General features: G+C 66.8%; 21 protein-coding genes. 16 read left to right on the forward strand and 5 right to left on the reverse strand.

What is annotated here, in order from left to right; translation table 11 throughout:
• The first annotated feature begins 47 nt into the window (after nt 1-47).
• The 3 genes from murL to AC5P9W_RS04410 all read left to right on the forward strand — a co-directional run bounded on the left by murL (nt 48) and on the right by AC5P9W_RS04410 (nt 3,419).
• Nucleotides 48-1,400, forward strand: a complete 1,353-nt coding sequence (gene murL, locus AC5P9W_RS04400) for a UDP-N-acetyl-alpha-D-muramoyl-L-alanyl-L-glutamate epimerase (protein ID WP_111101863.1) — start codon at nt 48-50, stop codon at nt 1,398-1,400.
• Nucleotides 1,381-2,790 carry a UDP-N-acetylmuramoyl-L-alanine--D-glutamate ligase gene (gene murD, locus AC5P9W_RS04405; RefSeq protein ID WP_111098232.1) on the forward strand — a complete coding sequence of 470 codons (1,410 nt, stop codon included), beginning with the start codon at nt 1,381-1,383 and terminating at the stop codon, nt 2,788-2,790. Before murL ends, murD begins: the two co-directional genes overlap by 20 nt.
• Nucleotides 2,791-2,885: 95 nt before the next feature.
• The gene (locus AC5P9W_RS04410) at nt 2,886-3,419 is read left to right on the forward strand and encodes a hypothetical protein (RefSeq protein WP_111101861.1); all 534 of its coding nucleotides are present in this window, start codon (nt 2,886-2,888) and stop codon (nt 3,417-3,419) included.
• Between the two features lie 60 nt (nt 3,420-3,479).
• Here AC5P9W_RS04410 and AC5P9W_RS04415 read toward each other — a convergent pair whose 3' ends face one another.
• Entirely contained in the window at nt 3,480-4,073 is a 594-nt protein-coding gene (locus tag AC5P9W_RS04415) for an SMI1/KNR4 family protein (protein ID WP_111101860.1), read from the reverse strand.
• A 132-nt stretch (nt 4,074-4,205) separates the two neighbouring features.
• Between AC5P9W_RS04415 and AC5P9W_RS04420 the strand changes: the two genes are divergently transcribed.
• The gene (locus tag AC5P9W_RS04420) at nt 4,206-4,997 is read left to right on the forward strand and encodes a dienelactone hydrolase family protein (protein ID WP_021203046.1); all 792 of its coding nucleotides are present in this window, start codon (nt 4,206-4,208) and stop codon (nt 4,995-4,997) included.
• Nucleotides 4,998-5,285: 288 nt separating this feature from the next.
• Here the strand turns inward: AC5P9W_RS04420 and AC5P9W_RS04425 are convergent, their stop codons facing one another.
• Nucleotides 5,286-6,284 carry a polyprenyl synthetase family protein gene (locus AC5P9W_RS04425; protein ID WP_111101859.1) on the reverse strand — a complete coding sequence of 333 codons (999 nt, stop codon included), beginning with the start codon at nt 6,282-6,284 and terminating at the stop codon, nt 5,286-5,288.
• A gap of 214 nt (nt 6,285-6,498) precedes the next feature.
• On the opposite strand from AC5P9W_RS04425, the gene AC5P9W_RS04430 reads away from it, so the two are divergent.
• On the forward strand, nt 6,499-8,112 hold the full coding sequence (locus AC5P9W_RS04430) for an alpha-glucosidase family protein (protein WP_111101858.1): 1,614 nt from the start codon (nt 6,499-6,501) through the stop codon (nt 8,110-8,112).
• Nucleotides 8,113-8,393: 281 nt separating this feature from the next.
• Here the strand turns inward: AC5P9W_RS04430 and AC5P9W_RS04435 are convergent, their stop codons facing one another.
• Together AC5P9W_RS04435 and AC5P9W_RS04440 are read right to left on the reverse strand one after the other, a co-directional pair.
• Complete coding sequence (locus tag AC5P9W_RS04435) at nt 8,394-11,150, reverse strand: TonB-dependent receptor (RefSeq protein ID WP_031270010.1); 2,757 nt, start codon at nt 11,148-11,150, stop codon at nt 8,394-8,396.
• A 275-nt stretch (nt 11,151-11,425) separates the two neighbouring features.
• Nucleotides 11,426-13,480, reverse strand: coding sequence for a glycoside hydrolase family 97 protein (locus tag AC5P9W_RS04440; protein WP_111101857.1), 2,055 nt, complete (start codon nt 13,478-13,480; stop codon nt 11,426-11,428).
• A 237-nt stretch (nt 13,481-13,717) separates the two neighbouring features.
• Here AC5P9W_RS04440 and AC5P9W_RS04445 point away from each other — a divergent pair, with 237 nt between their 5' ends.
• The 5 genes from AC5P9W_RS04445 (at nt 13,718) to AC5P9W_RS04465 (ending at nt 20,081) form a co-directional block, all read left to right on the forward strand.
• Nucleotides 13,718-15,910, forward strand: a complete 2,193-nt coding sequence (locus tag AC5P9W_RS04445; RefSeq protein ID WP_111101856.1) for a glucosidase family protein — start codon at nt 13,718-13,720, stop codon at nt 15,908-15,910.
• Nucleotides 15,907-17,394, forward strand: a complete 1,488-nt coding sequence (locus AC5P9W_RS04450; RefSeq protein WP_021203052.1) for an MFS transporter — start codon at nt 15,907-15,909, stop codon at nt 17,392-17,394. The genes AC5P9W_RS04445 and AC5P9W_RS04450 overlap by 4 nt, the downstream gene beginning before the upstream one ends.
• Nucleotides 17,394-19,109, forward strand: a complete 1,716-nt coding sequence (locus AC5P9W_RS04455) for an alpha-amylase family glycosyl hydrolase (RefSeq protein ID WP_111098237.1) — start codon at nt 17,394-17,396, stop codon at nt 19,107-19,109. Before AC5P9W_RS04450 ends, AC5P9W_RS04455 begins: the two co-directional genes overlap by 1 nt.
• A 126-nt stretch (nt 19,110-19,235) precedes the next feature.
• Nucleotides 19,236-19,622 (forward strand): SseB family protein, encoded by a 387-nt coding sequence (locus tag AC5P9W_RS04460; RefSeq protein ID WP_021203054.1) that lies wholly within the window; start codon nt 19,236-19,238, stop codon nt 19,620-19,622.
• A gap of 141 nt (nt 19,623-19,763) precedes the next feature.
• Nucleotides 19,764-20,081, forward strand: coding sequence for a hypothetical protein (locus AC5P9W_RS04465; protein ID WP_111201188.1), 318 nt, complete (start codon nt 19,764-19,766; stop codon nt 20,079-20,081).
• A 163-nt stretch (nt 20,082-20,244) separates the two neighbouring features.
• On the opposite strand, the gene AC5P9W_RS04470 is transcribed toward AC5P9W_RS04465, so the two are convergent.
• Nucleotides 20,245-21,276 carry a LacI family DNA-binding transcriptional regulator gene (locus tag AC5P9W_RS04470; protein ID WP_021203058.1) on the reverse strand — a complete coding sequence of 344 codons (1,032 nt, stop codon included), beginning with the start codon at nt 21,274-21,276 and terminating at the stop codon, nt 20,245-20,247.
• Between the two features lie 139 nt (nt 21,277-21,415).
• Between AC5P9W_RS04470 and AC5P9W_RS04475 the strand changes: the two genes are divergently transcribed.
• The 6 genes from AC5P9W_RS04475 to AC5P9W_RS04500 all read left to right on the forward strand — a co-directional run bounded on the left by AC5P9W_RS04475 (nt 21,416) and on the right by AC5P9W_RS04500 (nt 26,691).
• On the forward strand, nt 21,416-21,811 hold the full coding sequence (locus tag AC5P9W_RS04475; protein WP_058980790.1) for a hypothetical protein: 396 nt from the start codon (nt 21,416-21,418) through the stop codon (nt 21,809-21,811).
• A gap of 171 nt (nt 21,812-21,982) precedes the next feature.
• Entirely contained in the window at nt 21,983-22,546 is a 564-nt protein-coding gene (locus tag AC5P9W_RS04480) for a single-stranded DNA-binding protein (RefSeq protein WP_111098242.1), read from the forward strand.
• Nucleotides 22,547-22,748: 202 nt separating this feature from the next.
• Nucleotides 22,749-23,645: a hydroxypyruvate isomerase family protein gene (locus AC5P9W_RS04485; RefSeq protein WP_021203061.1), complete on the forward strand. Its 897-nt coding sequence runs from the start codon at nt 22,749-22,751 to the stop codon at nt 23,643-23,645.
• Nucleotides 23,646-23,672: 27 nt separating this feature from the next.
• Nucleotides 23,673-25,358 carry a GMC oxidoreductase gene (locus AC5P9W_RS04490; RefSeq protein ID WP_206621307.1) on the forward strand — a complete coding sequence of 562 codons (1,686 nt, stop codon included), beginning with the start codon at nt 23,673-23,675 and terminating at the stop codon, nt 25,356-25,358.
• Entirely contained in the window at nt 25,358-25,933 is a 576-nt protein-coding gene (locus tag AC5P9W_RS04495; protein ID WP_021203063.1) for a gluconate 2-dehydrogenase subunit 3 family protein, read from the forward strand. The genes AC5P9W_RS04490 and AC5P9W_RS04495 overlap by 1 nt, the downstream gene beginning before the upstream one ends.
• On the forward strand, nt 25,918-26,691 hold the full coding sequence (locus tag AC5P9W_RS04500) for a 3-keto-disaccharide hydrolase (protein WP_346714663.1): 774 nt from the start codon (nt 25,918-25,920) through the stop codon (nt 26,689-26,691). Before AC5P9W_RS04495 ends, AC5P9W_RS04500 begins: the two co-directional genes overlap by 16 nt.
• The last annotated feature ends 30 nt before the right edge of the window (nt 26,692-26,721 follow it).

The following is a 26,721-nucleotide window of genomic DNA, read 5'->3' on the forward strand; positions in this document are numbered from 1 at the left end:
GACACGCCCCGCGCCCTCGCGCGGGCCCGTGCCTGACCGGATACACCATGACTGCTTTCGACAAACACCAGGTTTCCCGCTTCCGCTTCGTCCGCTGCGACTTCGCAGCGGATACGGGCGTGGCCCGGCTGGTCTACGCCTTCGACGACGGCCCGGAGATGGTGGAAACCATCACCGTGCCCGGTGCCCCGTTCGCGCTGGACGAGGCGCGCGCCGCCGCCGTGCAGCGTGCGCTGCAGCTGCTGCACCTGATTGCCGGCGTCAGCTACTACAAGGCCGGCGTACCGGATACGGTCAGCATCGACAGTTACAGCATCGATGCCGATACCGCCGCACTGGTGGAGACCATTTACCTCAATGGCCTGGGCGAATTCGCCTACCGCAACGGCCTGAACCTGCGCGGCCGCTTCCGGTTGCCGGTGCAGGGCGAGGCCGTGCAGGCGCCGGCGCTGGGTCTGCGGCCGCACGCGCTGGTGGCCATCGGCGGCGGCAAGGATTCGCTGGTGAGCATCGAAGCGCTGCGCCGTGCCGGCGTGGACGAGACCGTGACCTGGATCGGTGGCTCGCAGCTGATCCGTGCGTGCGCCGAGCGCACCGGCCTGCCGACATTGAACCTGGGCCGCACGCTGGCGCCGGAACTGTTCGAGTTGAACCGCCAGGGCGCTTGGAACGGCCATATCCCGGTGACGGTGGTGAACTCGGCAATCATGGTGCTGGCCGCGTTGCTGCACGGCGTGGACCAGGTCGTGTTCTCCAACGAGCGTTCGGCCAGCTATGGCAGCCAGATTCCGGGCACCGGCGAAGTGAATCACCAGTGGTCCAAGGGCTGGGCCTGCGAGCAGGCGTTCGGCAGCCATGTGCGCAAGTACGTGGCGGCGGACCTGCAGTACTACTCGCTGCTGCGCCCGATGTCCGAGCTGGCGGTGGCCCGCCAGTTCGCCAAGACCGATTTCTACGACGCGCACTTCTCCAGCTGCAACCGCAATTTCCACATCCTCGGCGAGCGCCCGGTGAACCGCTGGTGCGGCGTCTGCCCGAAGTGCCATTTCGTCTTCCTGGCGCTGGCCCCGTTCATGCCCAAGACGCGCCTGGTGCGCATCTTTGGCCGCAACCTGCTGGACGATGCCGAACAGGCCGGTGGCTTCGACGCGCTGCTGGAATTCCAGGACCACAAGCCGTTCGAGTGCGTGGGCGAAGGCCGCGAATCGCGTGCGGCGATGGCGACCTTGGCGCAGCGCCCGGAATGGAAGGAAGACCTGTTGGTGAAGCGCTTCTGCAACGAGATCCAGCCGCAGCTGGATGCCGCCGAACTGGAACTGGTACCTCTGCTGCAGTTGCAGGGCGAGCACCGCGTTCCGGCTGCGCTGTGGGAACGGGTGCGTGAAGATTTCGAAGCTTGAAGGAAAGCGCGTCGCGCTGTGGGGCTGGGGCCGTGAGGGCCGCGCCGCGTTTGCGGTGCTGCGTGAGCGCCTGCCAACGCTTGGCCTGAGCCTGTTCTGCCCGGCCGCTGAAGCCGAAGCCGCGCGTGCGGAAACGCAGGGCGCGCTGCAGGTACTTGGCGAACCCTCGGCCGAAGCGCTGGCCGCGTTCGATGTGGTGATCAAGTCGCCCGGCATCAGCCCTTACCAGCCGATCGCGCTGGCGGCGGCAGAGCAGGGCACCACCTTCATCGGCGGCACCGCGCTGTGGTTTGCGGAGCACGCGGCTGACGATGGCATCGTGCACGACACCGTGTGCGTGACCGGCACCAAGGGCAAGAGCACCACCACCGCGCTGGTCGCGCACCTGCTGCGGGCCGCCGGGCATCGCACCGGACTGGTCGGCAACATCGGCCTGCCGCTGCTTGAAGTGCTGGATCCGCAGCCCGCGCCCGAGTACTGGGCGGTGGAACTGTCCAGTTACCAGACCGGTGAAGTGGCGCGCAGTGGCGCTCATCCGCAGGTGGCGGTGGTACTGAACCTGTTCCCGGAACACCTGGACTGGCACGGCAGCGAACAGCGTTACATCGAGGACAAGCTGCGGCTGGTGACTGAAGCTGCGCCGCGCATCGCCGTGCTCAATGCCGCAGATCCGCACCTGGCGGCACTGTCGCTGCCCGAGAGTGAGGTGGTCTGGTTCAACCAGCCGCAGGGCTGGCACATGCGGGGCGACATCGTGCATCGCGGTGAGCAGGCCGTGTTCGATACCCGTATCACGCCGCTGCCGGGCCGTCACAATCGCGGCAACCTGTGCGCGGTGCTGGCCGCGCTGGAAGCACTGGGCCTGGACGCGGTGGCGCTGGCACCGGCGGTGCAGGATTTCCGCCCGCTGCCGAACCGCCTGCAGCGCATCGGCGTGGCCGATGGCCTGACCTACGTCAACGATTCGATCAGCACCACGCCGCACGCCAGCCTGGCCGCGCTGGAGTGCTTCGCCGGGCAGCGCATCGCGCTGCTGGTGGGCGGGCACGACCGTGGCCTGGACTGGACCGATTTCATGCAGCACATGGCCCACGACGTGCCACCGGTGGAGATCGTGACCATGGGCAGCAACGGCCCGCGCATCCATGCCATGCTGCAGCCGCTGGCCGATGCCGGCCGCTTCGGTCTGCACGCGGCGTCGGATCTGCCCGAGGCGATGGCCTTGGCGCGCGCCGCGCTGGGGGCGCAGGGCGGTGTGGTTCTGCTGTCGCCGGGCGCGCCAAGCTTTGGTGCCTACCGCGATTACGTGGCGCGTGGCCGCCATTTCGCCGAGCTGGCCGGGTTCGATCCGGACAGCATCAGCGCGATTCCGGGGTTGGGCATCGCCTGATCCGCCGGATCGGGGTCGGATCCCTTTCCTCAGGAAAGGGCTCTGACCCCGGCGAGTTACCATGGGCGTATCCCCGGACGGACCCGGATAGCCGCATGTGCACCTTCGTCACCCTGTTCCTGCCCACCTCGTGTGCGAACGTGAAAGCCGCCACGATCATGGAGCGGAGCGGCCGGCGCCTGTTCGTACAGGATTCGCCCAGCCTGCAGGCCGCGGTCGGGCCCGGCTGGCAGCCGTGGCTGAGCGCCGCGCACTGCGATTGCGGTACTGCGCTGGCCTCGTCGCGGGCCGAGCGGGAGTGGAAGGGCGATGCCGAGCGCTGGCGGAAGAAGGGCTGGAGCGAAGCCAAGATCGCCCGCGCGCTGGCCGAGCAGCGAGCGCGCCATGAACAGGATCAGCAGGTACGTCGCGATGAAGCTCTGGGGGATGCCGGCCAGTGGTTGCAGCGCATCGATGCCCTGCTGGCCGCAGGCGCGGCACGCGTCGGACTGCTGGTACGCGACTACGACGGTTCGGTCGGTGCCCGGCAGCCGAAGCCGCCGGAACGTCACTGGCCGCGGGGCCAGCTGGCCGCAGCGGATCTGCTGGCGTTCGAGCCGGGCACATTGAATTGGATCGAAGGCGGGTGAGGCCGTTATCCACGCATGGCGTGGATCTACTGTAGAGCCGAGCCCATGCTCGGCTGGATTTCAGTCCTCGTGCCGGATGAACGCGTAATCGCGATCAATCAGCTGCTGCAGGTACGCATCGAAGCTGGGTGCGATGATTATGTAGCTGTCCGGATCGTGCAGATAGCGCACCACCTGGCCGACGGTGCCGCCCGGTGCCGGATCGAAATCCAGATACAGCATCGAGGTGCCACCGTTGTTCATGCAGTGCGAGAAACACAGCCGGCGGCTCATCGGCAGATCCGCATCGATGCCCTCGCCGAGAATCTCCGGCTCGTCATCCAGCCACTCTTCGTAGATGGAACGGATGCTGTCGTCCCACCGCTGCTGGTCCTCGAAGATCTGCGCGACCGATCGCAGGTAGTACGGATAGCCGCCGTCCTCGACATCCGAGCCGAGCATCAGCACGCAGACCTTGCCCGCGGGGTACTCCCGGTAGTGGGTGCCATCCACGCGCGACAGCAGCTCCACCAGGCTGCCCGGCACCTGCGGCCACTGCACACGCAGGCGCTGCAGGTCTTCGGCGCTGGCGCCCTGGACATGTACCCACTGCGGGGCATCCTCGGCAGGCAAACGCGGGATCAGGCCAGACAGAAAGCGATCAACAAGATTCATGCGAAAAAAGGGACGGAGGGGATTAAGTCGTATCCAACCACACCTGCGTCACGCCGCCAATGCAGAATGCGACGCGGGAGGGGCGATTACGGCTTAATCCCCTCCGTCCCCTTTTTCTTGCGGAGCAGGCGCATGAATCGTTGGCGATGTGGTGTGGCGGTGATCCTGGGGCTGGCGGCGATGCCGGCGTGGGCGGCGATGAAGACGCAGCCGGTGGAGTGGAAGCATCAGGGCACGACCTTCAGTGGCGTGCTGGTCTATGACGACGGCGAGCATGACAAGCGCCCTGGCCTGGTGATGGTGCCGAACTGGAAGGGCGTGAACGAATCGGCCATCGAGAAGGCCAAGCAGCTGGCCGGTGACGACTACGTGGTGCTGGTGGCCGATGTCTACGGAAAGGGCGTGCGGCCGAAGACCGATGCCGAGGCCGGGCCGGTGGCGACCAAGCTGCGCAACGACAGGCCGCTGCTGCGCGCGCGTGCACTGGAAGCGGTGAACGTGCTCAAGGCGCAGGCCGGCAAGGTACCGCTGGATGCCAGCCGGATCGGTGCGGTCGGTTTCTGTTTCGGTGGCACCACGGTGCTGGAGCTGGCTCGCGCCGGTGCGCCGCTGGCCGCTGTGGTCAGCCTGCACGGCGGGCTGGGTTCACCGCTGCCGGCGCAGGCCGGTGGCAGCCATCCGTCCGTGCTGGTGCTCAATGGGGCCGATGACAAGAGCGTGACCGCCGAGGACATCGCCGCTTTCCAGAAGGAAATGGACGCGGCCAAGGTCGATTGGGAGTTCACCAACTACAGCGGTGCCGTGCACTGCTTCGCCGAGCGCGACGCCAACAGCCCGCCGGGGTGCCAGTACAACGAGCGGGCGGCCAAGCGCGCGTGGAAGGCGCTGGATGAGTTCTTCGAGGAGCGCTTCGAGAAACGTTGATTCGTGCAGCGGTAGTGCCGGCCGCTGGCCGGCAACCTCATGATGCTGCGGATGTCATCGGGAATGCCGGCCAGCGGCCGGCACTACCGATGCTTCAGTGCCGACCAACGGTCGGCACCTACCGATGCTTCAATGCCGGCCAGCGGCCGGCACCTACCGAGGCTTCAATGCCGGCCAGCGGCCGGCACTACCAGATGCGGTCAATGCGACCGTTTCAGTGCCGACCAACGGTCGGCACCCACCGGAATGCCGGTTTGGTACGTGCCGACCGTTGGTCGGCACTACCGGTCAATGCGAGCGCTGCACCGCGTAGCGGGCCAGGCCACGCAGGGCGGCCACGGCATCGTTGTCGCCCAGGCCATCGAGCGCGCGCTCGGCGGCTTCGGCATATTCCTCGGCACGCGCGCGGCTGTACTCCAGGCCGCCGGTGGCACGGATCGCGGCCAGTACTTCCGGCATCGCCGAGGCGTCGCCGTCCTGCACGATGGTGCGCAGGCGTTCGCGGGTAGCGTCGTCGGAGTGGGCCATCGCGTGGATCAGCGGCAGCGTGGCCTTGCCCTCGGCGAGGTCGTCGCCCAGGTTCTTGCCCAGCTCCTCGGCGTTGGCCGAGTAGTCCAGCACGTCGTCGGCAATCTGGAACGCGTAGCCCAGGTGCATGCCGTAGTCGAACAGGGCCTGTTGCTTGGCTTCGTCTACGCCACTGGCCAGCGCGCCCAGGCGGGTGCCGGCGGCGAACAGCACCGCGGTCTTGCGCTCGATCACGCGCAGGTAGGCGGCTTCATCGGTGTCCGGGTTGTGCACATGCAGCAGCTGCAGCACTTCACCCTCGGCGATGCGGTTGGTGGCATCGGCCAGGATCTGCATCACCGGCATGCGCTCCAGCTCGACCATCAGCTGGAAGCTGCGCGAGTACAGGAAGTCGCCTACCAGCACGCTGGGCGCGTTGCCCCACAGTGCGTTGGCGGTGCTGCGGCCACGGCGCAGGCTGGATTCGTCCACCACGTCGTCGTGCAGCAGGGTGGAGGTGTGGATGAACTCGATGATCGCCGCCAGCTGGTGGTGCTCCGGGCCGGCCTGGCCGACCGCGTGGCCGGCCAGCATCACCAGCATCGGGCGCAGGCGCTTGCCGCCGGCGGAAATGATGTGGTCGGCGATCTGGTTGATCAGCACGACGTCCGAAGACAGCCGGCGCCGGATCAGGGCGTCGACGGCGGCCATGTCGGCCGCGGCAAGCGACTGGATCTGGGGCAGGCCCAGGGCGGGACGGGTGTCTTCGGTGATGGTCATGCGATCAGGCTTTCAGGCTCACCATCGATTATAGGCGCTGGCCGTGAATTCGGGCGCAAACCGGTCCGAGCGGCAATTCCAGCCCGGCCTGCGCGGCCCTTCGCGTGAATACGTATGCAGGTTGCGCCATGCCCGCGAGGCCACCGCTAAGCTTGCCGGATCAGGATTTCGGCCCGCTGCCGGCGGGTCCCGCATGCCCGGAGGGGGGCTGTCGATGTCGCACTATCCATGGTGGCGCGGAGCCGTCATCTACCAGATCTACCCGCGCAGTTTCCTCGATGCCAACGGCGATGGGGTGGGCGACCTGCCGGGCATCATCGAGCGCCTGGACCACATTGCCGCGCTGGGCGTGGATGCGATCTGGATCTCGCCGTTCTTCAAGTCCCCCATGGCCGACTTCGGCTACGACATCGCCGACTACCGCGACGTCGACCCGCTGTTCGGCAGCCTGGACGACTTCGACCGCCTGCTGGCCAAGGCCCACGGCCTGGGCCTGAAGGTGATGATCGACCAGGTGCTGAGCCATACCTCGATCGAGCATGCCTGGTTCCGCGAGAGCCGCCAGGACCGCAGCAATCCGAAGGCGGACTGGTACGTCTGGGCCGACCCGCGCGAGGACGGCACCCCGCCCAACAACTGGCTGTCACTGTTCGGCGGCTGTGCCTGGCAATGGGAGCCGCGCCGCGAGCAGTACTACCTGCACAACTTCCTGGTCGACCAGCCGGACCTGAACTTCCATCACCCGGACGTGCAGCAGGCCACCCTGGACAATGTCCGCTTCTGGCTCGATCGCGGCGTGGATGGCTTCCGCCTGGATGCGATCAACTTCTGCTTCCACGATGCGCAGCTGCGTGACAACCCGCCCAAGCCGGCGGAGAAGCGGGTGGGGCGCGGCTTCAGCCCGGACAACCCGTACGCTTACCAGTACCACTACTACAACAATACCCAGCCGGAGAACCTGCCGTTCCTGGAGCGCCTGCGCGCGCTGCTGGACGAATACCCGGGGGCGGTCAGCCTGGGCGAGATCTCTTCGGAAGACTCGCTGGCCACCACGGCCGAGTACACCCGCGATGGCCGCCTGCACATGGGCTACAGCTTCGAGCTGCTGGTGGACGACTACAGTGCGGCCTACATCCGCGATACGGTCTCGCGGCTGGAAGCGGCGATGACCGAAGGCTGGCCGTGCTGGGCGGTGTCCAATCACGACGTGGAGCGTGCGGTCAGCCGCTGGGGCGGTCACCCGGCCGATCCGCGCCTGGCGCGGATGCTGGTGGCGATGCTGTGCTCGCTGCGCGGTTCGGTCTGCCTGTACCAGGGCGAGGAGCTGGGCCTGGCCGAGGCCGAGGTGCCGTTCGAGGCCCTGCAGGACCCGTATGGCATCACCTTCTGGCCGAATTTCAAGGGCCGCGACGGCTGCCGTACCCCGCTGCCATGGACCGATGCGCCGTTAGCGGGTTTCACCACCGGGCAGCCCTGGCTGCCGATCCCGGCCGAGCACCGCGCGGCGGCGGTGGCCGTGCAGGAGCGCGACCCGCATTCGGTGCTGGCGGCGTTCCGCGCGTTCCTGGCCTGGCGGCATACCCAGCCGGCCCTCCTGCACGGCAGCATCAGATTCCTTGAAAGTGCCGAGCCTGTGCTGCTGTTCGAGCGTATGCTTGCAGATGAAACCCTCCTGCTGGCCTTCAACCTGTCGGCCGAGGCGGTGACCCATCCGCTGCCGCCGGGGAACTGGCAGCAGGTGGCGGTACCGGGCCCGGATGCGGGCACGATGCAGGGCAACGAACTCCAGCTGCCGCCGCGCGCGGTGTATTGCGCCCGACGCAGCTGACCGTTTTCTCCGGTGGCGGTACTTGCGGGGACGGGGCCGAAGCGCCCCGTCCCTTTTTTGTGGGTGGAGTTCCAGAGAACGGCATCCACGCATGGCGTGGATCTACGGGTTGGAGCGTCGCTGCATGGGCCTTGCCGATCCGCTGCCGGCATTCGCGCAGAAGAAAACCCGCTGCCTGCGCAGCGGGTTTCCGGTCCTGCTCCTGGCTTCCGTCGCCGGGCATGGCCCGGCGCTACCGATGGGGTGGTTGCCGGCCAGCGGCCGGCACTACCCGGCTGTGGTCAGAACTTGTAGTTCACGCCCAGCATGTAGGTGCGGCCCCATTCGATGTACTCCAGCGGGCGGTCCTTGCTGCCGGCGTAGGTGCGGTACGGCTCGTTGGTCAGGTTGCTGCCCTGCAGCAGAAGGGTCAGGCCACGCAGGGCGCTGCTGTCGCTGAAGGTGTAGCTGACCTGCGCATCGGTCACGTTTTCGCCGACGACATAGCGCAGGCTGCGGTTGCCGTTGAAGTTGCCGATCTCACCGATGAAGTCCGATCGGCGGCGCTGGCTGACGCGTGCTTCAAAACCGCTGCGCTCGTAATAGGCAGTGAAGTTGTACACGCGCTTGGACAGGCCCGGCAGGCTGATCGGGTCACTGCCCACGCTGGAGGCGCTCTCCGGATCCAGGATGGTGATGTCGCTCTTGTTGAAGGTCGCGCTGGCCTGCACGCCGAAGCCACGCAGGCTGTCGGTCAGCATCTCCAGCGGGAACGATGCGGTCAGCTCCAGGCCCTTCAGCGTGCCGCCCTTGCCGTTCTGCGGCGCGGAGAAGGTGCCGGTGGTCAGCACCGGTGCGGTCATGCCCGGCGGCGGCACGTAGCTGCCCAGCAGCGCGGTGAAGTCGTAGTTATCGACCGACTGGGTGTAGACGTAGCTCTTCAGGTCCTTGTAGAAGATCGCGGCGGCCACGTAGGCCTTCTCGCCGAAGTACTTCTCATAGGACAGGTCCAGCGCGGTGGCACGCCATGGGTCCAGCAGCGGATTGCCGCCGCTGCCGCCGGGGCGGCCGGTGCCGGTGTCCACGCCGAACTCCAGGCCGGCGCGCATCTGGTCCACACGTGGGCGTGCGACCTGCTTGGCGACGGCGAAGCGCAGCGTCTGCTGGTGCGGGAACAGGAAGGCCAGGTTCAGGCTCGGCAGCCAATCGTTGTAGGTGCGGCCGTTCGAGTACGGCTGCACGTTGTTGCCGGCCGACTGCGAGCTGTCCCAGTAGCGCGAATCCGAGCTCTGGTCGGTGTGCTGCATCTGCACGCCGATGTTGCCGCGCACGCCGACGTCGCCGATGTCGGCGTTGATGTTCAGGCGCGCCCAGGCGGTGGTGATCTTCTCCTGCACCGTCCACGACTTGGGAATCAGGTAGTCCAGGTTGTCGACCGGGTTGAAGGTCATGTAGCGGCCGACCGCGGCCGGGACGTTCCAGGCCGGGATGGTGCCGAGGCCGGCGAAGCCGAGGTTGACCGGGCGATACTGCAGGTCCGAGGCGATGTTGGCATCGCCCTGCGCACCCAGCAGGATGTTGCCTTCGGACTGGGTCTTCACCTTGCGGCGGTCGGCGTAGTTCACGCCGATGTCGATGTCCGGCGCCCACGACGCGATGGCATCGGGCAGCGCGATGGTGGCGGCCAGCTTGCCACCCTTCAGGCGGTCTTCCACCTGCGGCACCTTGCCGTAGCCGGAGCCGTAGATGGTGTTGGTCAGGAACAGCGCATCGGGATTGGAGTAGTTCAGGCCCGGGCTGATCTGCGAGAAGCCGTTCTGGCGGATCGACACGCCGACCGTATCCAGCTGTGGCATCGGGGTCAGCTGCAGGTTGTTTTCCAGGTTCAGCTCATCGCGCGTGGCCTTGGAGTAGTTCAGGTCGGCGACCAGCTTGACGCCGCTGAAGTTGAACTCGTTGTTCCAGCCGAACGCATCGATCTTGTCCTTGCGCTTGTTGTACATGCCGCGCACCAGCGGGTACACGCCGCTGGCGGTGCCGCCGGTGAACGAACCATTGGCGTTGACCTGCGGGTTGCTGACCAGCAGGCCCGGGGTGTAGTTGCCGTTGTAGTTGCTGAGGTTCAGCTCGAACTGGTTGGCGGTGTCGATCTGCTCGGCTTCGGTGTGGAACGCATCGAAGGTGCTGGTCCAGCTGTTGTTCGGCCGGAACTGGATCGTCGCCATCACGCCGTCGCGCTTGTTGTTGCCGGTGCGGCGCAGCGCCTTGATGCCATCGGAGAAGTAGGTGCCGACGCCCACGCCCGGACGGTCGCCCTTGTCGGTGTGCTCGGTGGTCCACGGCTCGTACAGGCCGACCTGGTTCTCCTGGATCGGCATGTCGCTGTGCGCGTAGCCGATGGCGATGCCCAGGGTCTTGTCCAGGAACTGGTCGATGTAGCTGGCGCTGAAGCGGTTGCCGTATGGATCGACGTTGGCGGCGCGGCCCAGCGAACTCTTCTGGTAGCGGCCACTGACCGCGATCACGCGCTCGCCGAAGCTGAGCGGGCGCGCGGTCTGCATGTCGATGGTGCCCGACAGGCCCTGGCCGACCAGCGCCGCGTCCGGGGTCTTGTACACCGTCACGCCGTTGACCAGCTCGGACGGGTACTGGTCGAACTCGACGCCGCGGTTGTCGCCGGTGCTGACCACTTCGCGGCCGTTGAGCAGGGTGGTGGCGAAGTCCGGCGACAGGCCGCGCACGCTGATCACTTGCGCACGGCCCGCCACGCGCTGCGCGGCCAGGCCGGGCAGGCGCGAGATGGACTCGGCGATGCTGACGTCGGGCAGCTTGCCGATGTCTTCGGCGGAGATCGCTTCGACCACCGAGGTAGCGTCCTGCTTGACCGCGATCGCGCTCTCGATGCCGCGGCGGATGCCGGTGACCTGCACCGTATCGAGGTTGGTGGCGGCGGTGCCGGCCGGCGTGGTGGTGCTCTGCGTGGACTGTGCCGACGCCAGCGTCGGCGCCAGGACAACGGCCAGCGCGATGCTGAGCGCGCTGCGCTTGTGGTTCAACATTTTCCCCTCCCAGGCAATGTTGCAGATCGATTTGTGAGCGTTCCGGCGGGGCCGTGAACGTGCGACGCGGTGGCCGCTGTCGTCGCCGCTATGGTAGGCAGCGCGTTCTTCGCGGGAATCACCCTGCATACGTATTCAATGGCGTTTGCAGGGATGTAATCGCTTTCAAGTGTCTCGTTCTGTAGAGCCGAGCCCATGCTCGGCTGCATTTCGGTGCTACGCACCGCCGCCCGAGCGTGGGCTCGGGCGCTACGGGGGCGCAGGCAGGAAAACGTTCAGCGGATCGGCGTGAAGCGAATGGCCTGCCCACCGCCCGGTGCCAGCACCAGCGTCAGTGCATCGGCGCTGGTCACTTCGCGGGTTTCGCTTGCGAACGCGAATGGATTGCTGCGGAAATCCGCGCCCTCGCCATCGCGGTAGATCTCGGCGCGATAACGCACGCCCGGCTCCAGGAAGCCCAGCGATACCGGCAGCACGCGGCCGTGCTCATCGGTGATGCTGCCGAGGAACCAGTCGCGGCTGTTGCGGTCGCGGCGCACGATCGTCACGTAGTCGCCCACTTCGCCATCGAGCACGCGGCTCTGCTCCCAGTCCACCGCCACGTCCTCGATGAAACGGAACGCCTCGCGATGCTGCAGGTAGTGTTCGGGCAGGTCCGCGGCCATCTGGATCGGGCTGTACAGCACCACGTACAGGGCCAGTTGGCGCGCCAACGTACTGGGGATGGCCTGGCCGTGGCGGCCCTTCAGGCTGAGGATGCCGGGGGTGTAATCCATCGGCCCGGCCAGCATGCGGGTGAACACCAGGTTGACCTCGTGCTCCGGCGGGTTCGGCGGCTGGCCCCAGGCGTTGTACTCCATGCCGCGTGCGCCTTCGCGCGAGACCCAGTTGGGGTAGGTGCGGCGCAGGCCGGTGTCCTTGATCGGCTCATGCGGGTTCACCGACAGGTGCCGGCGCGCGGCTTCCTGCACCACCTTCAGATGGTGGCGGGCCATGAACTGCCCGTCGTGCCACTCGCGCCACAGCGGTCCCCCTGCCGGATTGCGACGATCGACCTGACCGTCGTCGCACACATAGCCGGTCTTGAACTGGTCCACGCCCAGCCTTGCATACAGGTCCAGCGCGGCACCCAACTGGTCCTCGTAGTGCTCGATGGCGCAGCCGGTTTCATGGTGGCCGATCAGGTGTACGCCCTTCTTCAGGCCATATGCCGACAGCGCTTCAATGTCGAAATCGGGCGTGGCCCGGGTGAAATCGAAGTCATAACCATTGCCCACCCACATGCCGTCCCAGCCCGGGTTCCAACCCTCCACCAGCACGCCACGGAAGCCGTGCGCAGCGGCAAAGTCGATCACCTTCTTCGTCTTGGCGGTGGTGGCCGCGTGCTTCGGCCCGGTCGCCCAGCTCTCGTTGTCCAGGTGCATCGACCACCACACGCCCAGATACTTGGCTGGCTTCACCCAGCTCACATCGCCCAGCGCGTTGGGTTCGTTGAGGTTGAGGATCAGGTCCGATTCGACCAGGCCACCGGCGCGGTCGGCGATCTGCAGCGTGCGCCACGGCGTGGCGAAGGGCAGGGCGCGGCGTACCTTCCAGCCTTCGGCCGAGGGCGAGAGCTGCGCGCGCAGGTGCTGGCCCTCGGTGCGCCGCAGCCACATGCCGGCGTAGTCCACCAGCGCCGCCTCGTGGATCGCCAGATGCAGGCCATCGCGGCTGCGCAGGGTCATCGGCGTATGCGCCAGCGGCACCTCGCGCAGCCGCGTGCGCTGGTAGAGGTATTCGTAGTGGATCGGTTCACCCGCGGGGATCCACCAGGCGGTGGATTCAGGCGCGATGGCGAACTCGGTCAGTTCGTCATCGATGATCGCTTCGCGCAGGTTCGGCTGTTCAGGGAACACATAGCGGAAGCCGAGACCATCGTCGTAGACGCGGAACACCACATCCAGCCGTCGCTTGCTGCCGGTGGTTTCGGCCAGCTGCACGGTCAGCTCGTTGAAGTGGTTGCGGGTGAGCCGGCGCTCGCCCCACGGCTGCTCCCAAGTGTCATCGACGCTGCGCCGCTGCTGGCCAAGCAGGGCGAAATCGCGGTCCAGGCGGCCGTCGCGCAGGGCAAAGCCAAGCTTCGAATCCTCCACCACGGGTTCGCCGAAACGCTCGACGCGGTAGCGCGCGGTGCCGCCGTCCAGCACGAGGCTGACCTTCAATATCTTGCCCGGCGATTCGACGCTGGCCACCTGCGGCGTGGCCTGTACCAGCGTCGCCCACCCGATCAGGGCCAGGCCGAGCATGTGCGCGAACACCGCGCGTACAGCAGTGGATGACATCGGCAATTCCCCTCCCAAGGCGCCGTTGGCAGACCCGGACCATAAGCCAGCGCGGCGGGCGCGCTACCGCGTGACGCCATGAATACGTATGCAACTGGACGCAGTCGACAGCCCCGCGTCTACCATGGGGCCCAGGCACCTTGAGGGAGGGGCCGCGCCCGCCCGCCTGCAACGACGGTGCGGACCTACAACGCGTGCAGAGAGGGAGGGAGGCCGACGGGCGCAAGCCGGTCCGCCGCTTCGATGCTGAAGATCATTTGCCTGACCGCTGCCCTGGGGGCAGCGCTGGGGACGACCGCGCAGGCGGCCGACCTGCAATTCGACGGCCGCCATGCGCGCGCCGAAGCCGCTGCCAATGGCAGCTTCGTGCTGCATGCGCCGAAGGGCGCAGTGCAGATCGCAGCCGCACCGATGCGCAGCCAGACCGGCAGCGTGATGTTCGATGCACTGTTCGCGCTGGCCCAGCAGGAGATGGACCAGGACCGTGTGGACGCGATTCGCGATCCCGCGTTCGACGAAGGCCGGCCGGTGCCGTGCGAGTGCTTCCAGACCGGCGCGCGCTGGCCCTATGTGTGGACCCGCGATGTCAGCTTCGCCGCCGATCTGGCGTTGGCGCGGCTGGACCCGCAGCGCACCCGGCAGTCGCTGCAGTTCAAGCTGTCGGCGGCGCGCGACGGGCACACGCCCGGCCTGTTCGTGGCGCAGGACACCGGGTCCGGCGGCAGCTGGCCGATCAGCAGCGACCGCGTGGTGTGGTTCCTGGCCGCGCGCCACCTGCTGGATGATCCGGCGTTTGCCGATCAGGTCTGGCAGGCGCTGCAGGGCACGCTGGCACAGGACCGCGCGATGGTGTTCGATGCGCAGGTGGGCCTGTACCGCGGCGAGACCTCGTTCCTGGACTGGCGCGAGCAGACCTATCCGGACTGGACCCGCGAGGACGTGCGCTTCATCGGTGATTCCTACGCGCTGTCCACCAACGTGCTGCACTACCAGGCACTGCGCCTGGCCGAACGCCTGGCCGGGCAGCACGGCGATGCCCGCGCGGCCGAGTACAAGGCGTGGGCCGATGCGTTGGCGCAGCAGATCGATACGCGCTTCTGGCGCGAAGACATCGGCCAGTACATGAGTTACATCGGTGAAGCCGCGCACCCGGTGCCGTACGCCAAGGTGGATCTGCTCGGCCTTTCGCTGGGCATCCTGGCCGGGGTGCTGCCGCCGGAGCGCGCGCGGCGTGCGCTGGCGGCGTATCCGATGGGCCCGGCCGGCAGCCCGGTGGTGTGGCCGCAGGAGGCGCAGCAGCCGATCTACCACAATCGCGCGATCTGGCCGTTCGTCAGTGCGTACTCGCTGCGCGCGGCGCGGCAGCTGGATGATGCGCCGCGCATCGCCGCCGAAATCCGCTCGTTGATGCAGGGCGCCGCGCTGGCCGGCTCCAACATGGAAAACTACGAGCTGGTCAGCCAGGCCGTGCATGTCGAGGAAGGCGCAATGAGCGGCCCGGTGGTCAATTCCGAACGCCAGCTGTGGTCGGTGGCCGGCTATCTGTCGATGGTGGTCGAAGGCGTATTCGGCGTGCAGGACGATGGCCGCGTGCAGCCCAAGCTGCCGGCCGTGCTGGTGCCCGAACTGTTCGGCAAGCAACGCCGCATCTCCCTGGAGGCCAACGGCAAGCGTTATGTGCTGGAGCGGCCGAAGCAGCTGGCCGATGGATTGCTGGTAGCGGGCAAGGTGAAGATGCGTGGTGCCACCACCACCGTGCAGCTGGTCCCCGCAGCAGCGGCGCCGCGCAGCGTAGCAATGACGGCCGACGCCAATGCGCGCGCACCGGCCACGCCGGCCGCACCGCAGGCGCGGCGCAAGGGCAGGGGCTGGAACGTCGAGGTCGCTGCCGGCCAGGTGCTGTGGCAGGACGGTCGCGCGCTCACCGCCAGCAACGGCCAGGCGCACATCAGTGACGATGGCCTGCAGCATTGCCTCAGCCTGACCCGGCGCGACAACGCATTGGAATCGCTGCACAGCCCGACGGTCTGCGTCGGTCCGCAGCAGGTGCTGAAGGGCGAGGATCGCTGGCAGTTCACCTCGGCCAAGGCCGGGCAGGTGCGTCTTCGCCTGCAGTACCGCAATCCGAACGGGCCGATCAACACCGGCGTCACCGCTGCGGTGAAGCAGCTGGTGCTGCAGTGCCCGGGCCAGCCGTTGCAGCGGCACACGGTTACGCTGCCGCACAGCGTGGCGGTGCAGGACTCGACTTCGGCAACGTTCGTTGTGGCCAAGGGGCAGTGCACCGTCGCGCTCGAAGAAGGCTTCAACATGAGCGCGCTTGAACATTTCGCGCACTACACCGGGGGCAAGGGTGGCCGCGAAGGCGTGCTCAACCAGGCCCAGGTGCAGGCGCTGACGGTGGCGCCGGTGGCGATGGAAGAGGGTGCACGATGAATCGCACGGCAAAACCGCAGCTGTCGTTCTGGCAGATCTGGAACATGTGTTTCGGCTTCCTCGGCATCCAGTTCGGATTCGCCCTGCAGAACGCCAATGCCAGCCGCATCTTCGAGACGCTGGGCGCGGATATCGACGCGGTGCCAGGGCTGTGGATTGCCGCGCCGCTGACCGGCCTGCTGGTGCAGCCGGTAATCGGCTACCTGTCCGACCGCACCTGGACGCGCTGGGGGCGCCGTCGTCCGTACTTCATGATCGGTGCGGTGTTGACCACGCTGGCGCTGCTGGTGATGCCGAACTCGCCGACGCTGTGGATTGCGGCCGGCACGCTGTGGGTACTGGATGCCTCGATCAACGTATCGATGGAGCCGTTCCGTGCCTTCGTCGGTGACCAGCTGGCGCCACGCCAGCGTCCGGCCGGCTATGCCATGCAGAGCTTCTTCATCGGCGTGGGTGCCATCGTCGCCAGCTTTCTGCCGTTCATCCTGGCCCACTTCGGCGTTGCCAACACCGCGTCCGCCGGGGAAGTGCCCGACACTGTGCGCTATGCGTTCTACTTCGGCGCGGTGGTGCTGCTGGCGGCGATCACCTGGACGGTGGTCAGCACCCGCGAATATTCACCGGCGGAGCTGGCCGGGTTCGATGATGCCGAGCCACCGGAACATCACGCGGCGGCCGCGATCAACGGCCCGGCTCCATGGACGCGGGTGACCCTGTGGCTTGGGCTGGGTGTGCTGTTGGCGCTGCTGATCGCCTGGCGGCAAGGCGACCGGATGCTGTACGTGCTGGCCGGCCTGTGCGCCGGCTACGGCCTGCTGCTGGCGGCCGCGCGCGCGCTGCCGGCCACGCATATGCTGGCCGCCATCGTCGGCGACCTGCGCGCGATGCCGGTCACCATGCGCCGCCTGGCGTGGGTGCAGTTCTTCTCGTGGTTCGCGCTGTTCGCCATGTGGATCTACACCACCGCTGCGGTGGCCGGTACCCACTTCGGTTCGACCGATCCACAGTCTGCCGCCTACAACGAAGGTGCCAACTGGGTGGGCGTGCTGTTTGGCGCCTACAACGGCTTCGCTGCGCTGGCGGCGGTGCTGATTCCGCCGATGGTGCGTGCGATCGGCCTGCGCTGGAGCCACCTGGTCAACCTGTGGCTGGGCGGCGCCGGCTTGGTCTCGCTGATGTTCATCCGCGACCCGCACTGGCTGCTGCTGTCGATGGTCGGCGTCGGCTTTGCCTGGGCCTCGATCCTGTCGTTGCCGTATGCACTGCTGTCCGACAGCGTGCCGGCGTCGAAGATGGGCGTGTACATGGGCATCTTCAATTTCTTCATCGTGATCCCGCAGCTGGTGGCGGCCAGTGCGCTCGGCTTTGCCCTGCGCGCATGGCTGGGTGGCCAGCCGATGCATGTGCTGGTGCTGGGCGGCTGCAGCCTGTTCCTGGCCGGCCTGTGCGTGCTGCGGGTTCCGTCCCGTCCGGAGGTAGTGTGATGCGTGCTGCGTTGGCTGTTGCTGTTTCCCTTGCCCTGTTCGCCGGCCAGGCCGTGGCCACGCCGCGCCCGGACTACGTCGGCACCACCGAGCCGTTCGCCAGCGATGCGGTGTACTTCGTGGTCACCGACCGCTTCGTCAACGGTGACCCGGCCAATGACCATCGTGACCAGGGTGGCGCGCACCGCACCTTCGACATCCCAGTGCCGTGCCCGGACAAGGTGGACGGCAACATCGGCTACCTCGGTGGTGATTTCCGCGGTGTGCTCGACAACGCGCAGTACATCCGCAACCTCGGTTTCGGCGCGGTATGGATCACGCCGATCGTGGACAATCCGGACGAGGCGTTCACCGGCAGCAGGCCGATCAGCTGCACCAGCACGCTGACCGACCGCGGCAAGACCGGCTACCACGGGTACTGGGGCATCAACTTCTACAAGCTCGATGAGCACCTGCCCAGCAAGAACCTGGATTTCGCCGGGCTGACCAAGGGCCTGCACGGTGCTGGCTTGAAGGTGGTGCTGGATATCGTGGGCAACCACGGCTCGCCGGCCTGGACCATGCCGACGCGACAGCCGCAGTTCGGCCAGATCTTCGACAAGGACGGAAAACTGATCGCCGACCACCAGAACCTGCCGCCGCAGAAACTGGATCCGAAGCACAACCCGCTGCACGCGTTCTACAACAACATTGGACCGGTCGACAGCAAGGATGGCTCGATCTTCGATGGCAACCTGGCTGAGCTGTCCGACTTCAACCAGGACAATCCGGCGGTGATGGACTACCTGGTCGGCGCCTACCTGCAATGGACCGCGCAGGGCGTGGACGCGTTGCGCATCGACACCATCGGCTGGCTGCCGCACCCGTGGTGGCATGCCTTCGTCAAGCGCATCCGTGCCGAGCACCCGGGCATGTTCATGTTTGGCGAAGCCTTCGACTACAACGCGGCGACCATTGCCGAGCACACCTGGCCATCCAATGCCAACGTGAGCGTGCTCGATTTCCCGTTGCGCGGCGCACTGGAGCAGACCTTCGGCACCGCCAACAAGGGCTTCGAGACCCTGGCTGAGCCACTGCACCTGAGCGGTGGCCCGTATGCCAATCCGTACGAGCTGATGAGCTTCTACGACAACCACGACATGCCGCGCCTTCAGGCCAGCGACACCGGCTTCATCGACGCGCACAACTGGCTGTTCACCGCGCGCGGCATTCCGGTGGTTTATTACGGTTCGGAAACCGGCTTCATGCGCGGCCGCGCCGAGCATGCAGGCAACCGTGCCTACTTCGGCCAGCCGCGCGTGGACGCTGCACCGCAGAGCCCGATCTTCGCGCCGCTGCAGCGCATTGCCAAGCTGCGCGAGGTCACCCCGGCCCTGCAGCGCGGCCTGCAGGTGAACGAACGCCTGCAGGGCGATGAGGCGGTGTTCTTCCGCGTGCTGCAGCACGGTGACGTGGCGCAGACCGCGCTGGTGCTGCTGAACAAGGGCGACCAGGCCAGGACGCTCACCGTGGCGCGTTACGTCCAGTCCGGCCGCTGGCGCGATGCACTGGACGGCGGTTCGTTGCAGGTGGATGCCTCCCTGGAGGCCGAAGTGCCCGCACACGGCGTGAAGGTGTATGTGCTGGATGCCGCCGTGCAGCAGCCAGCGCTGCAGGCCGAGCTGGACAAGGCGATGACCGACCAGAAGGCTCGGGACCAGCGTCTGGGACGGTGAGGGCGCCGCCGGGCATGGCCCGGCGCTACCGCTCTGGTGGGTGCCAACCTCGGTTGGCACGCTCTTCGAGCAGTCGAGCAGGCTCGACCCTACAATAGGCCCCCCCTCACGCCCCGCCGTACCGCCATGACCGACCTCGCCCCGCAGACCCCGATCGAAACCCTGCTGAAGGCGGCGATGGACGGGGCGGTGCCGATCCGCGCCTTCATGGAGGCCTTCGTCGCTTCCGAGGTGGTACTGCTGACCGGCAGCCTGGTGACCCCCGATGGCAGCGGCTTCGACCCGCTGCTGTTCGACAAGCAGGGCACCCTGCACGTGGCCGTGTTCACCGATCCGTCGCGGGTGGGCATCTACAGCCAGCAGGCCGAACACCAGATCCGCTGGCGGATGCTGGACGTGCTGCGCCGCGTGCCGGGTGGCTACGGCGTGGTGATCAACCCGGGCACTTCGCTGGGCTTCGAGATCTCGCCCAGCGGCGTCGGCGAGATCCTGAAGGACTTCGCCCAGGGTTGATTGTCATGTAGAGCCGAGCCCATGCTCGGCTGCCGTTCGCGCCATGCCGGATCAGTCGAGCACGGCCCGACCCTACAGAACGCTTCCCTTCGGGTGCAGTACGTGGTTCCTTTTGGATAACATCAGGATCGAGGCTCTGCTGTGGAATTGAAGGAATTACCTGTCGGCTCACCGGCACGATCACGCCATTCCCGCTCCGCACTGATCTTCCTGATCGCGGCGATCGTTGCCGCGCTGGTGTCCGTGCCCCTGCTGCGCGCGGTGGGCATCGTGCAGTGGCCGGCATTCGCCATTGCCTGGCTGATCAACCTGGGTTCGGCCTGGTATCTGGCCCAGTGGGCACGCCAGCAGGGCCGTTCGGCGTGGGCCTACGGATTGCCGGCGGTGCTCGGTACCGTCGCTTCGATCGTGGTCTATGTGCTGTTGGCGTTGCTGGGGCCGAAGGCCGGGGCACGCTGAAGTGGTCTATGTGCTGTTGGCGTTGCTGGGGCCGAAGGCCGGGGCACGCTGAACCTGCGCGCCTGTCGCGGGTAGTTTGCCGAGCACGGCTCGGCACTGGCACTAGGGTAAGACCAAGCCAAACAACAAGGGCGAGGCCAAGAGCGATCCCGCCCTGCGGCGCCTACCGGCGCAGCGACGATTCCCGCACCACCAGCTTCACCGGGATGCTCTGGCTCTGCACCGGCTGTCGGCCGATCAACGCCAGCAGGCGCTCCACCAGCAGCTGGCCGGCCTGCTTGGTGTCCTGCTGGACCGTGGTCAGCGCCGGGGACACCGAGGCCGCCAGCGGGATGTCGTCGAAGCCGGTCACCGCCACGTCCTGCGGCACCCGTAGCCCGGCCTCGCGCAGGGCGCGCATCGCACCGATGGCGATCAGGTCGCTGGCGGCGCAGATCGCATCGATCGGCTCGTCACGCGCCAGCAGCGCCTGGCAGGCCTCCTGGCCGGAAGCCTCGGTGGTGATCGCATCGTGCTGCAGCGCCGGTTCGGCGGCCAGGCCGTGGTCCTGCAGGGCCGCGACGTGGCCGCGGTAGCGTTCCTGGAATTCGGGGTAATGGCTGGAGGCATGGCCGAGGAAGGCGATGCGGCGGCAGCCCTGCTGCAGCAGGTGGGTGGTGATGTCATGCCCGCCCTGGAAGTTGTCGCTGCCGATCGACACGCCCGGCTGGCCGGGCAGGGCGGCGCCCCAGCGCACGAAGTGCGTGCCCTGTTCGACCAGCCGCTGCAGGCGGTCGCGCGATTCGTGGTAGTCGCCGTAGCCGAGCAGGATGATGCCGTCGGCCTTGTTGCTGTCCTCGTAATCGGCCTGCCAGTCGGTGGACAGCTGCTGGAACGAGACCAGCAGGTCCTGCCCGTGCAGCGCGCAGGCGCGGGTGATCGAGCCCAGCATCGAATGGAAGAACGGATTGATCAGCGAATCGTCGTTGGTCGGGTCTTCGAAGAACAGCAGGGCCAGCGTGCCGGCGTTGCGCAGGCGCAGGCTGGAGGCGTTCTTGTCGACCTTGTAGTTCAGCTCGCGGGCGATGCGCAGGATGCGCTCGCGGGTCTCGGCGTTGACCATCGGGCTGCCGCGCAGGGCCCGCGACACGGTTGGCTGGGAGACCCCGGCCAGATGGGCGATGTCCAGGGAGGTGGCTTTGCCTTTGATCGTCATGGGAACGCGGGAGGGGGCAGGGGGAAGGGTGCCCGGGCATGATGCCATGGGGTGGCTGCCGGCCGTCCTGGCCGTCACTGCTTGTGGCCACGGTCGCGGTCGTGCGACGGTCAACACCATAGCCTGATGGAGCCAAGCGGTGACCTTTCGCCTGTACCCGGGTGTCCCCGACGATTTCGAGGCGCGGATCCGCATCCTTGCGCCAGAGGAGGGTGGGCGTCGCAGCCCGGCCCGGAACGGTATCCGCTGGGACTTCGCCTACGCCGATGACGCCGGGGCGCCAGAGCTGTTCATGATCTGGCCCGACTTCCGTCACGCCGAGGGCGACAGCTGGGCGACCGAGCTGCCGCTGCCGGTGGGCGAGCCCCTGTTGGCCGGCCTGACCGTGGTCAATGAGGTGCTCAGGGCGGGGCTGCACCGGGAGCGTATCCGGCCCGGCGTGCGCTTCCACTGCCATGAAGGGCCCAGGGTGGTGGCGGTGGGGGAGGTCACACGGGTCACCGGCTTGCTGCTGGATCGCCCCCTGCTTCGTTGAGGTCGGTTCCGACCCGGATCGGCCGGATTCCCGACGGGCCGGGGGCGAAGGGAATGGTAAGATGCCTCGTTCCGATATCCCCCCATTCGCAACCGCGGGAGGTCCAGCGTATCGGCACCCCGTCGGGTGTGCTATCACTGGTCCAGCCCCGGACAACGGAAGAATCCATCTATGGCGCGCGGCATCAACAAAGTCATCCTGGTCGGCAATCTCGGCAACGACCCGGACGTGAAGTACACCCAGAGCGGCATGGCGATCACCCGCATCAGCCTGGCCACCACCAGCGTCCGCAAGGACAAGGATGGCAACCAGCAGGAGCGCACCGAATGGCACCGCGTGGTGTTCTTCGGCAAGCTCGGCGAGATCGCCGGCGAGTACCTGCGCAAGGGCAGCTCGGTCTACGTCGAAGGCAGCCTGCGCTACGACAAGTACACCGGCCAGGACGGCGTGGAGAAGTACTCCACGGACATCATCGCCGATGAAATGCAGATGCTGGGCGGCCGCGGTGAAGGTGGCGGTGGTGGCAACTACGGCGGCGATCGTCCGCAGCGCCAGCAGGCGCCGCGCCAGGAGTACGGTGGCGGCGGTGGCCAGCGTGGCGGCCAGGGCGGTGGCTATGGCAACCAGGGCGGCAACCAGGGCGGCGGTTACGGCAACCAGGGCGGCAACCAGCGCCCGCAGCCGCAGCAGGCGCCGCCGATGGACGACTTCGCTGACGACGATATTCCGTTCTGATCGGACGCTCGCCTGCAGCAGAAAAGAAAGCCCCGCTCATGCGGGGCTTTTCTTTGTCCGCGATTGCTACGGAGTTGTGCCCCGCAGCATTGAATTTTCGTGCACCGCAACTTGCAAGCATCCAATTTCCTCCCCTATGGTGCAATCGATTGCATTGCTGTGAATCGTTGCGTTTGATACCGGTTGGGAGGCCGGAAGGTGGATGTCCATCCATTCGATCAGACCGGCTCCTTCGAGGGGGCTCACGCGGCGCGATGCGCTGCGCATGGCGGTTGCTGGAGGCGTAGCTCTGGGTACTGCGGGAGCGTTGCCTGCATTCGCCACCACTGCACCGCTGAAGGGCAACCTGAAGCAGGCCGTGGCCCGCTGGACCTTCCCGCAGCTGTCAGTTGCCCAGCTCTGCGCGACGGTGAAGGACATCGGCTTTGCCGCGATCGACCTGGTCGGCCCCGAAGACTGGCCCACGCTGAAGGCCCATGGCGTCTACAGCTCGATGTGCAACGGCGCGGAGCTGGGCCTTACCAAGGGCTTTGCCGGCCGTGAGTTCCACGACCAGCTGGTAGAGCGCTACACGCGGCACATCGATCTGGTGGCCGATGCCGGTTACCGGAATCTCATCTGCTTCTCCGGCAACCGCAACGGTATGGACCCGCATGACGGCATGGCCAATGCCGAGGCTGGCCTCAAGCGCATCCTCGGGCATGCCGAGAAGCGCGGTGTGGTGCTGGTGATGGAGCTGCTCAACTCCAAGGTCGATCACCGCGACTACCTGTGCGACCACTCGGCCTGGGGCGTGGAGCTGTGCCAGCGGCTCGGCTCGGACAACTTCGGCCTGCTGTACGACATCTACCACATGCAGATCATGGAGGGCGACATCATCGCCACCATCGGCAAGCATCACGCCTGCTTCAAGCACTACCACACCGCAGGCGTGCCTGGCCGGCATGAGATCGGAGACCAGCAGGAGCTGAACTATGCAGCGATCTGCCGCGCGATCCGCGACACCGGTTTCAAGGGGTATCTGGCGCAGGAGTTCACGCCTGCCGCGCCCGATCCCGTTGCCTCATTGCGCGAGGCGATCCGCCTCTGCGACGTCTGAAACGATATCCACCCAGGTGAGAGACCCATGGCAGATAATCACTACGACGCCATTGTTGTTGGCTCGGGAATCAGTGGCGGCTGGGCAGCGAAGGAGCTGACCGAGAAGGGCCTGAAGGTCCTGATGCTGGAACGCGGGCGCAACATCGAGCACGTCAAGGACTACGTCAACGCGATGAAGGAGGCGTGGGATTTCCCGCACCGCAACCGGCCAACGCAGGCAATGAAGGCCGCGTTCCCGGTGCTGATGCGCGACTACGGGCTGGCTGAGAACCTGGAAGGGATGTGGGCCAACGAGCAGGACTCGCCCTACATCGAGACCAAGCGCTTCGACTGGTTCCGTGGCTACCACGTCGGTGGTCGTTCCTTGATGTGGGGGCGGCAGAGCTATCGCTTCTCCGATCTGGATTTCGAGGCCAACCTCAAGGACGGCATCGCCACCGATTGGCCAATCCGCTATGCCGACATCGCGCCGTGGTACGACCATGTAGAGAGGTTCGCCGGCATTGCCGGCACGCGCGAAGGACTGGACGTGTTGCCGGACGGCGAATTCCTGCCGCCGATTCCCTTGAACATCGTCGAGAAGGATGTGGCCGCGCGGATCAAGAAGGCCTTCGGCGGAACACGGCATATGATCCACTCGCGCACTGCCAACATCACCCAGCCGATGCCCGAGCAGGGCCGCGTGAACTGCCAGTACCGCAACAAGTGCATCCTGGGCTGTCCCTTCGGTGCCTATTTCTCGACCCAGTCGGCGACGCTGCCGGCGGCGATGAAGACCGGCAACCTGACCTTGCGGCCGTTCTCGATCGTCAAGGAAGTGCTCTACGACAAGGACCGCAAGCGTGCGCGCGGCGTGGAGGTCATCGACGCCGAAACAGGCCAGACCTACCAGTACACGGCCAAGGTCATCTTCCTCAATGCATCGTCGTTCAACTCGACCTGGCTGCTGATGAATTCGGCGACCGACGTCTGGGACGGGGGGCTGGGCTCTTCGTCGGGTGAGCTCGGGCACAACGTGATGGACCATCATTTCGGTGCGGGCGCCTCGGGCCGGGTCGAGGGCTACGAAGACAAGTACTACTTCGGTCGTCGTCCCTGCGGTTTCTACATTCCGCGGTTCCGCAACGTGGCCGCCGACAAGCGCGGCTACCTGCGCGGGTTCGGTTACCAGGGCGGTGCCAGCCGCACCGGCTGGTCGCGCGAGATCGCCGAGCTGAACATCGGTGCCGACCTGAAGGAGGCGCTGACCGTGCCGGGCGACTGGCGCATCGGCATGACCGGGTTCGGTGAAATGCTGCCGTACCACGACAATGCGATCCGCCTGGACCGCAACCGCAAGGACAAGTGGGGGCTGCCGGTGCTGGCGATGGATGTGTCCATGCGTGCCAACGAACTGGCGATGCGCAAGGACATGGCCGCCGATGCCGCCGAGATGCTGGAGGCGGCCGGGGTCAAGGACGTGAAGATGCACGACAACGACTATGCCCCGGGCAAGGGCATCCATGAGATGGGGACCGCGCGCATGGGACGTGACCGCAAGAGCTCCGTACTGAACGCACACAACCAGGTCTGGGATGCGCCCAACGTCTATGTGACCGATGGTGCCTGCATGACCTCCAGCGCCTGCGTGAATCCCTCGCTGACCTACATGGCATTGACGGCCCGCGCCGCCGACCATGCGGTGCGCGAACTGAAAGCGGGGAACTTCTGATGGATCGCCGCGAACTGCTGAAGATGATCGTCGCCGCCACCGGTGCGGCCATGGTTGGCCTGCCGGCGCTGGTGCAAGGGCAGGCGCCGGCCGCGGGGGCAATGCCCGCGTTCACCGATGCCGATATCGGCACGCTGGACGAGATCGCCGAGACCATCCTGCCGCGGACCCGGACACCCGGGGCGAAGGACGCGGGCGCCGGTGCGTTCATGGCGACGTTCGTCAGCGACTGCTACACCGCTCGCCAGCAGGCGGTGTTCCGTGCCGGCCTGGCCGACATCGACAAGCGTGCCGGTGGCCGCTTCCTGTCGCTCACGCCGGAGGCACGCACCGGGTTGCTGCGTACCCTGGATGCCGAAGCCAAGGCGCGCAATGCCGATGTGACCGAGACCGGTACGCCAGAAGAAGGCGAGGCGATGCCGCATTACTTCACGATGATCAAGCAACTGGCCATCTTTGGCTTCTTCACCTCCAAGGTCGGTGCGACCGGGGTGCTGCAATACGTCGCCGTGCCGGGACGTTACGACGGCGACCTTGCCTACGTTCCCGGTACGCCTGCATGGGGGACCAGCTGATGGGCGACACCCGGATGATCCGCGCTCTGCTGGGCACCGCCGGCCTGCTTGCCGCTGCGACGGCATTCGCACAGGACGGTGCCGATGCTGCGCGTGACCCGAAGAAGACCGAGGTGTGGACGCCGGTGCCTGCGGTGGTGGCCACGCCACCGGGCAAGGCGCCGTCGGACGCCATCGTGCTGTTCGATGGCAAGGATGTCTCGGCCTGGGAGGCGGAGCAGGGAGGGCGTGTACCCTGGAAGGTTGCCGATGGCGCCATGACCGTCGTTCCGGGCAGCAAGGGCATCCGCACCAGGCAGCGCTTCTGCGATATCCAGCTGCATGTCGAATGGCGTACCCCCACCGAGACGAAAGGCTTCGACGGCCAGAACCGGGGCAACAGCGGCATCTTCCTGCAGGAACTGTATGAGTTGCAGGTGCTCGACAGCTACCACAACCCGACGTATGCCAACGGCCAGGCGGGTTCGATCTACAAGCAGGCGATGCCGTTGGTGAACGCCTCGCGCGCACCGGGGCAGTGGCAGGCCTACGACATCATCTGGAAGGGACCGCGCTTCTCTCCGGGCGGTGGGCTGCTCTCGCCGGCGCGCATCACGGTGCTGCACAACGGTGTTCTGGTGCAGGACGATACGGCTGTGGCGGGCAGGACCGAGTACATCGGTCCTCCCTCCTACTCACCGCACGGATGTGCGCCGCTCTATCTGCAGGAGCATGACTCCAGGGTCAGCTACCGCAACATCTGGGTGCGCGAACTGTAGCGGCACGCGGCCGGCGTGGTCGCCGGCCGC

This window comes from Stenotrophomonas sp. YJH_SMC_33 (assembly GCF_059372295.1).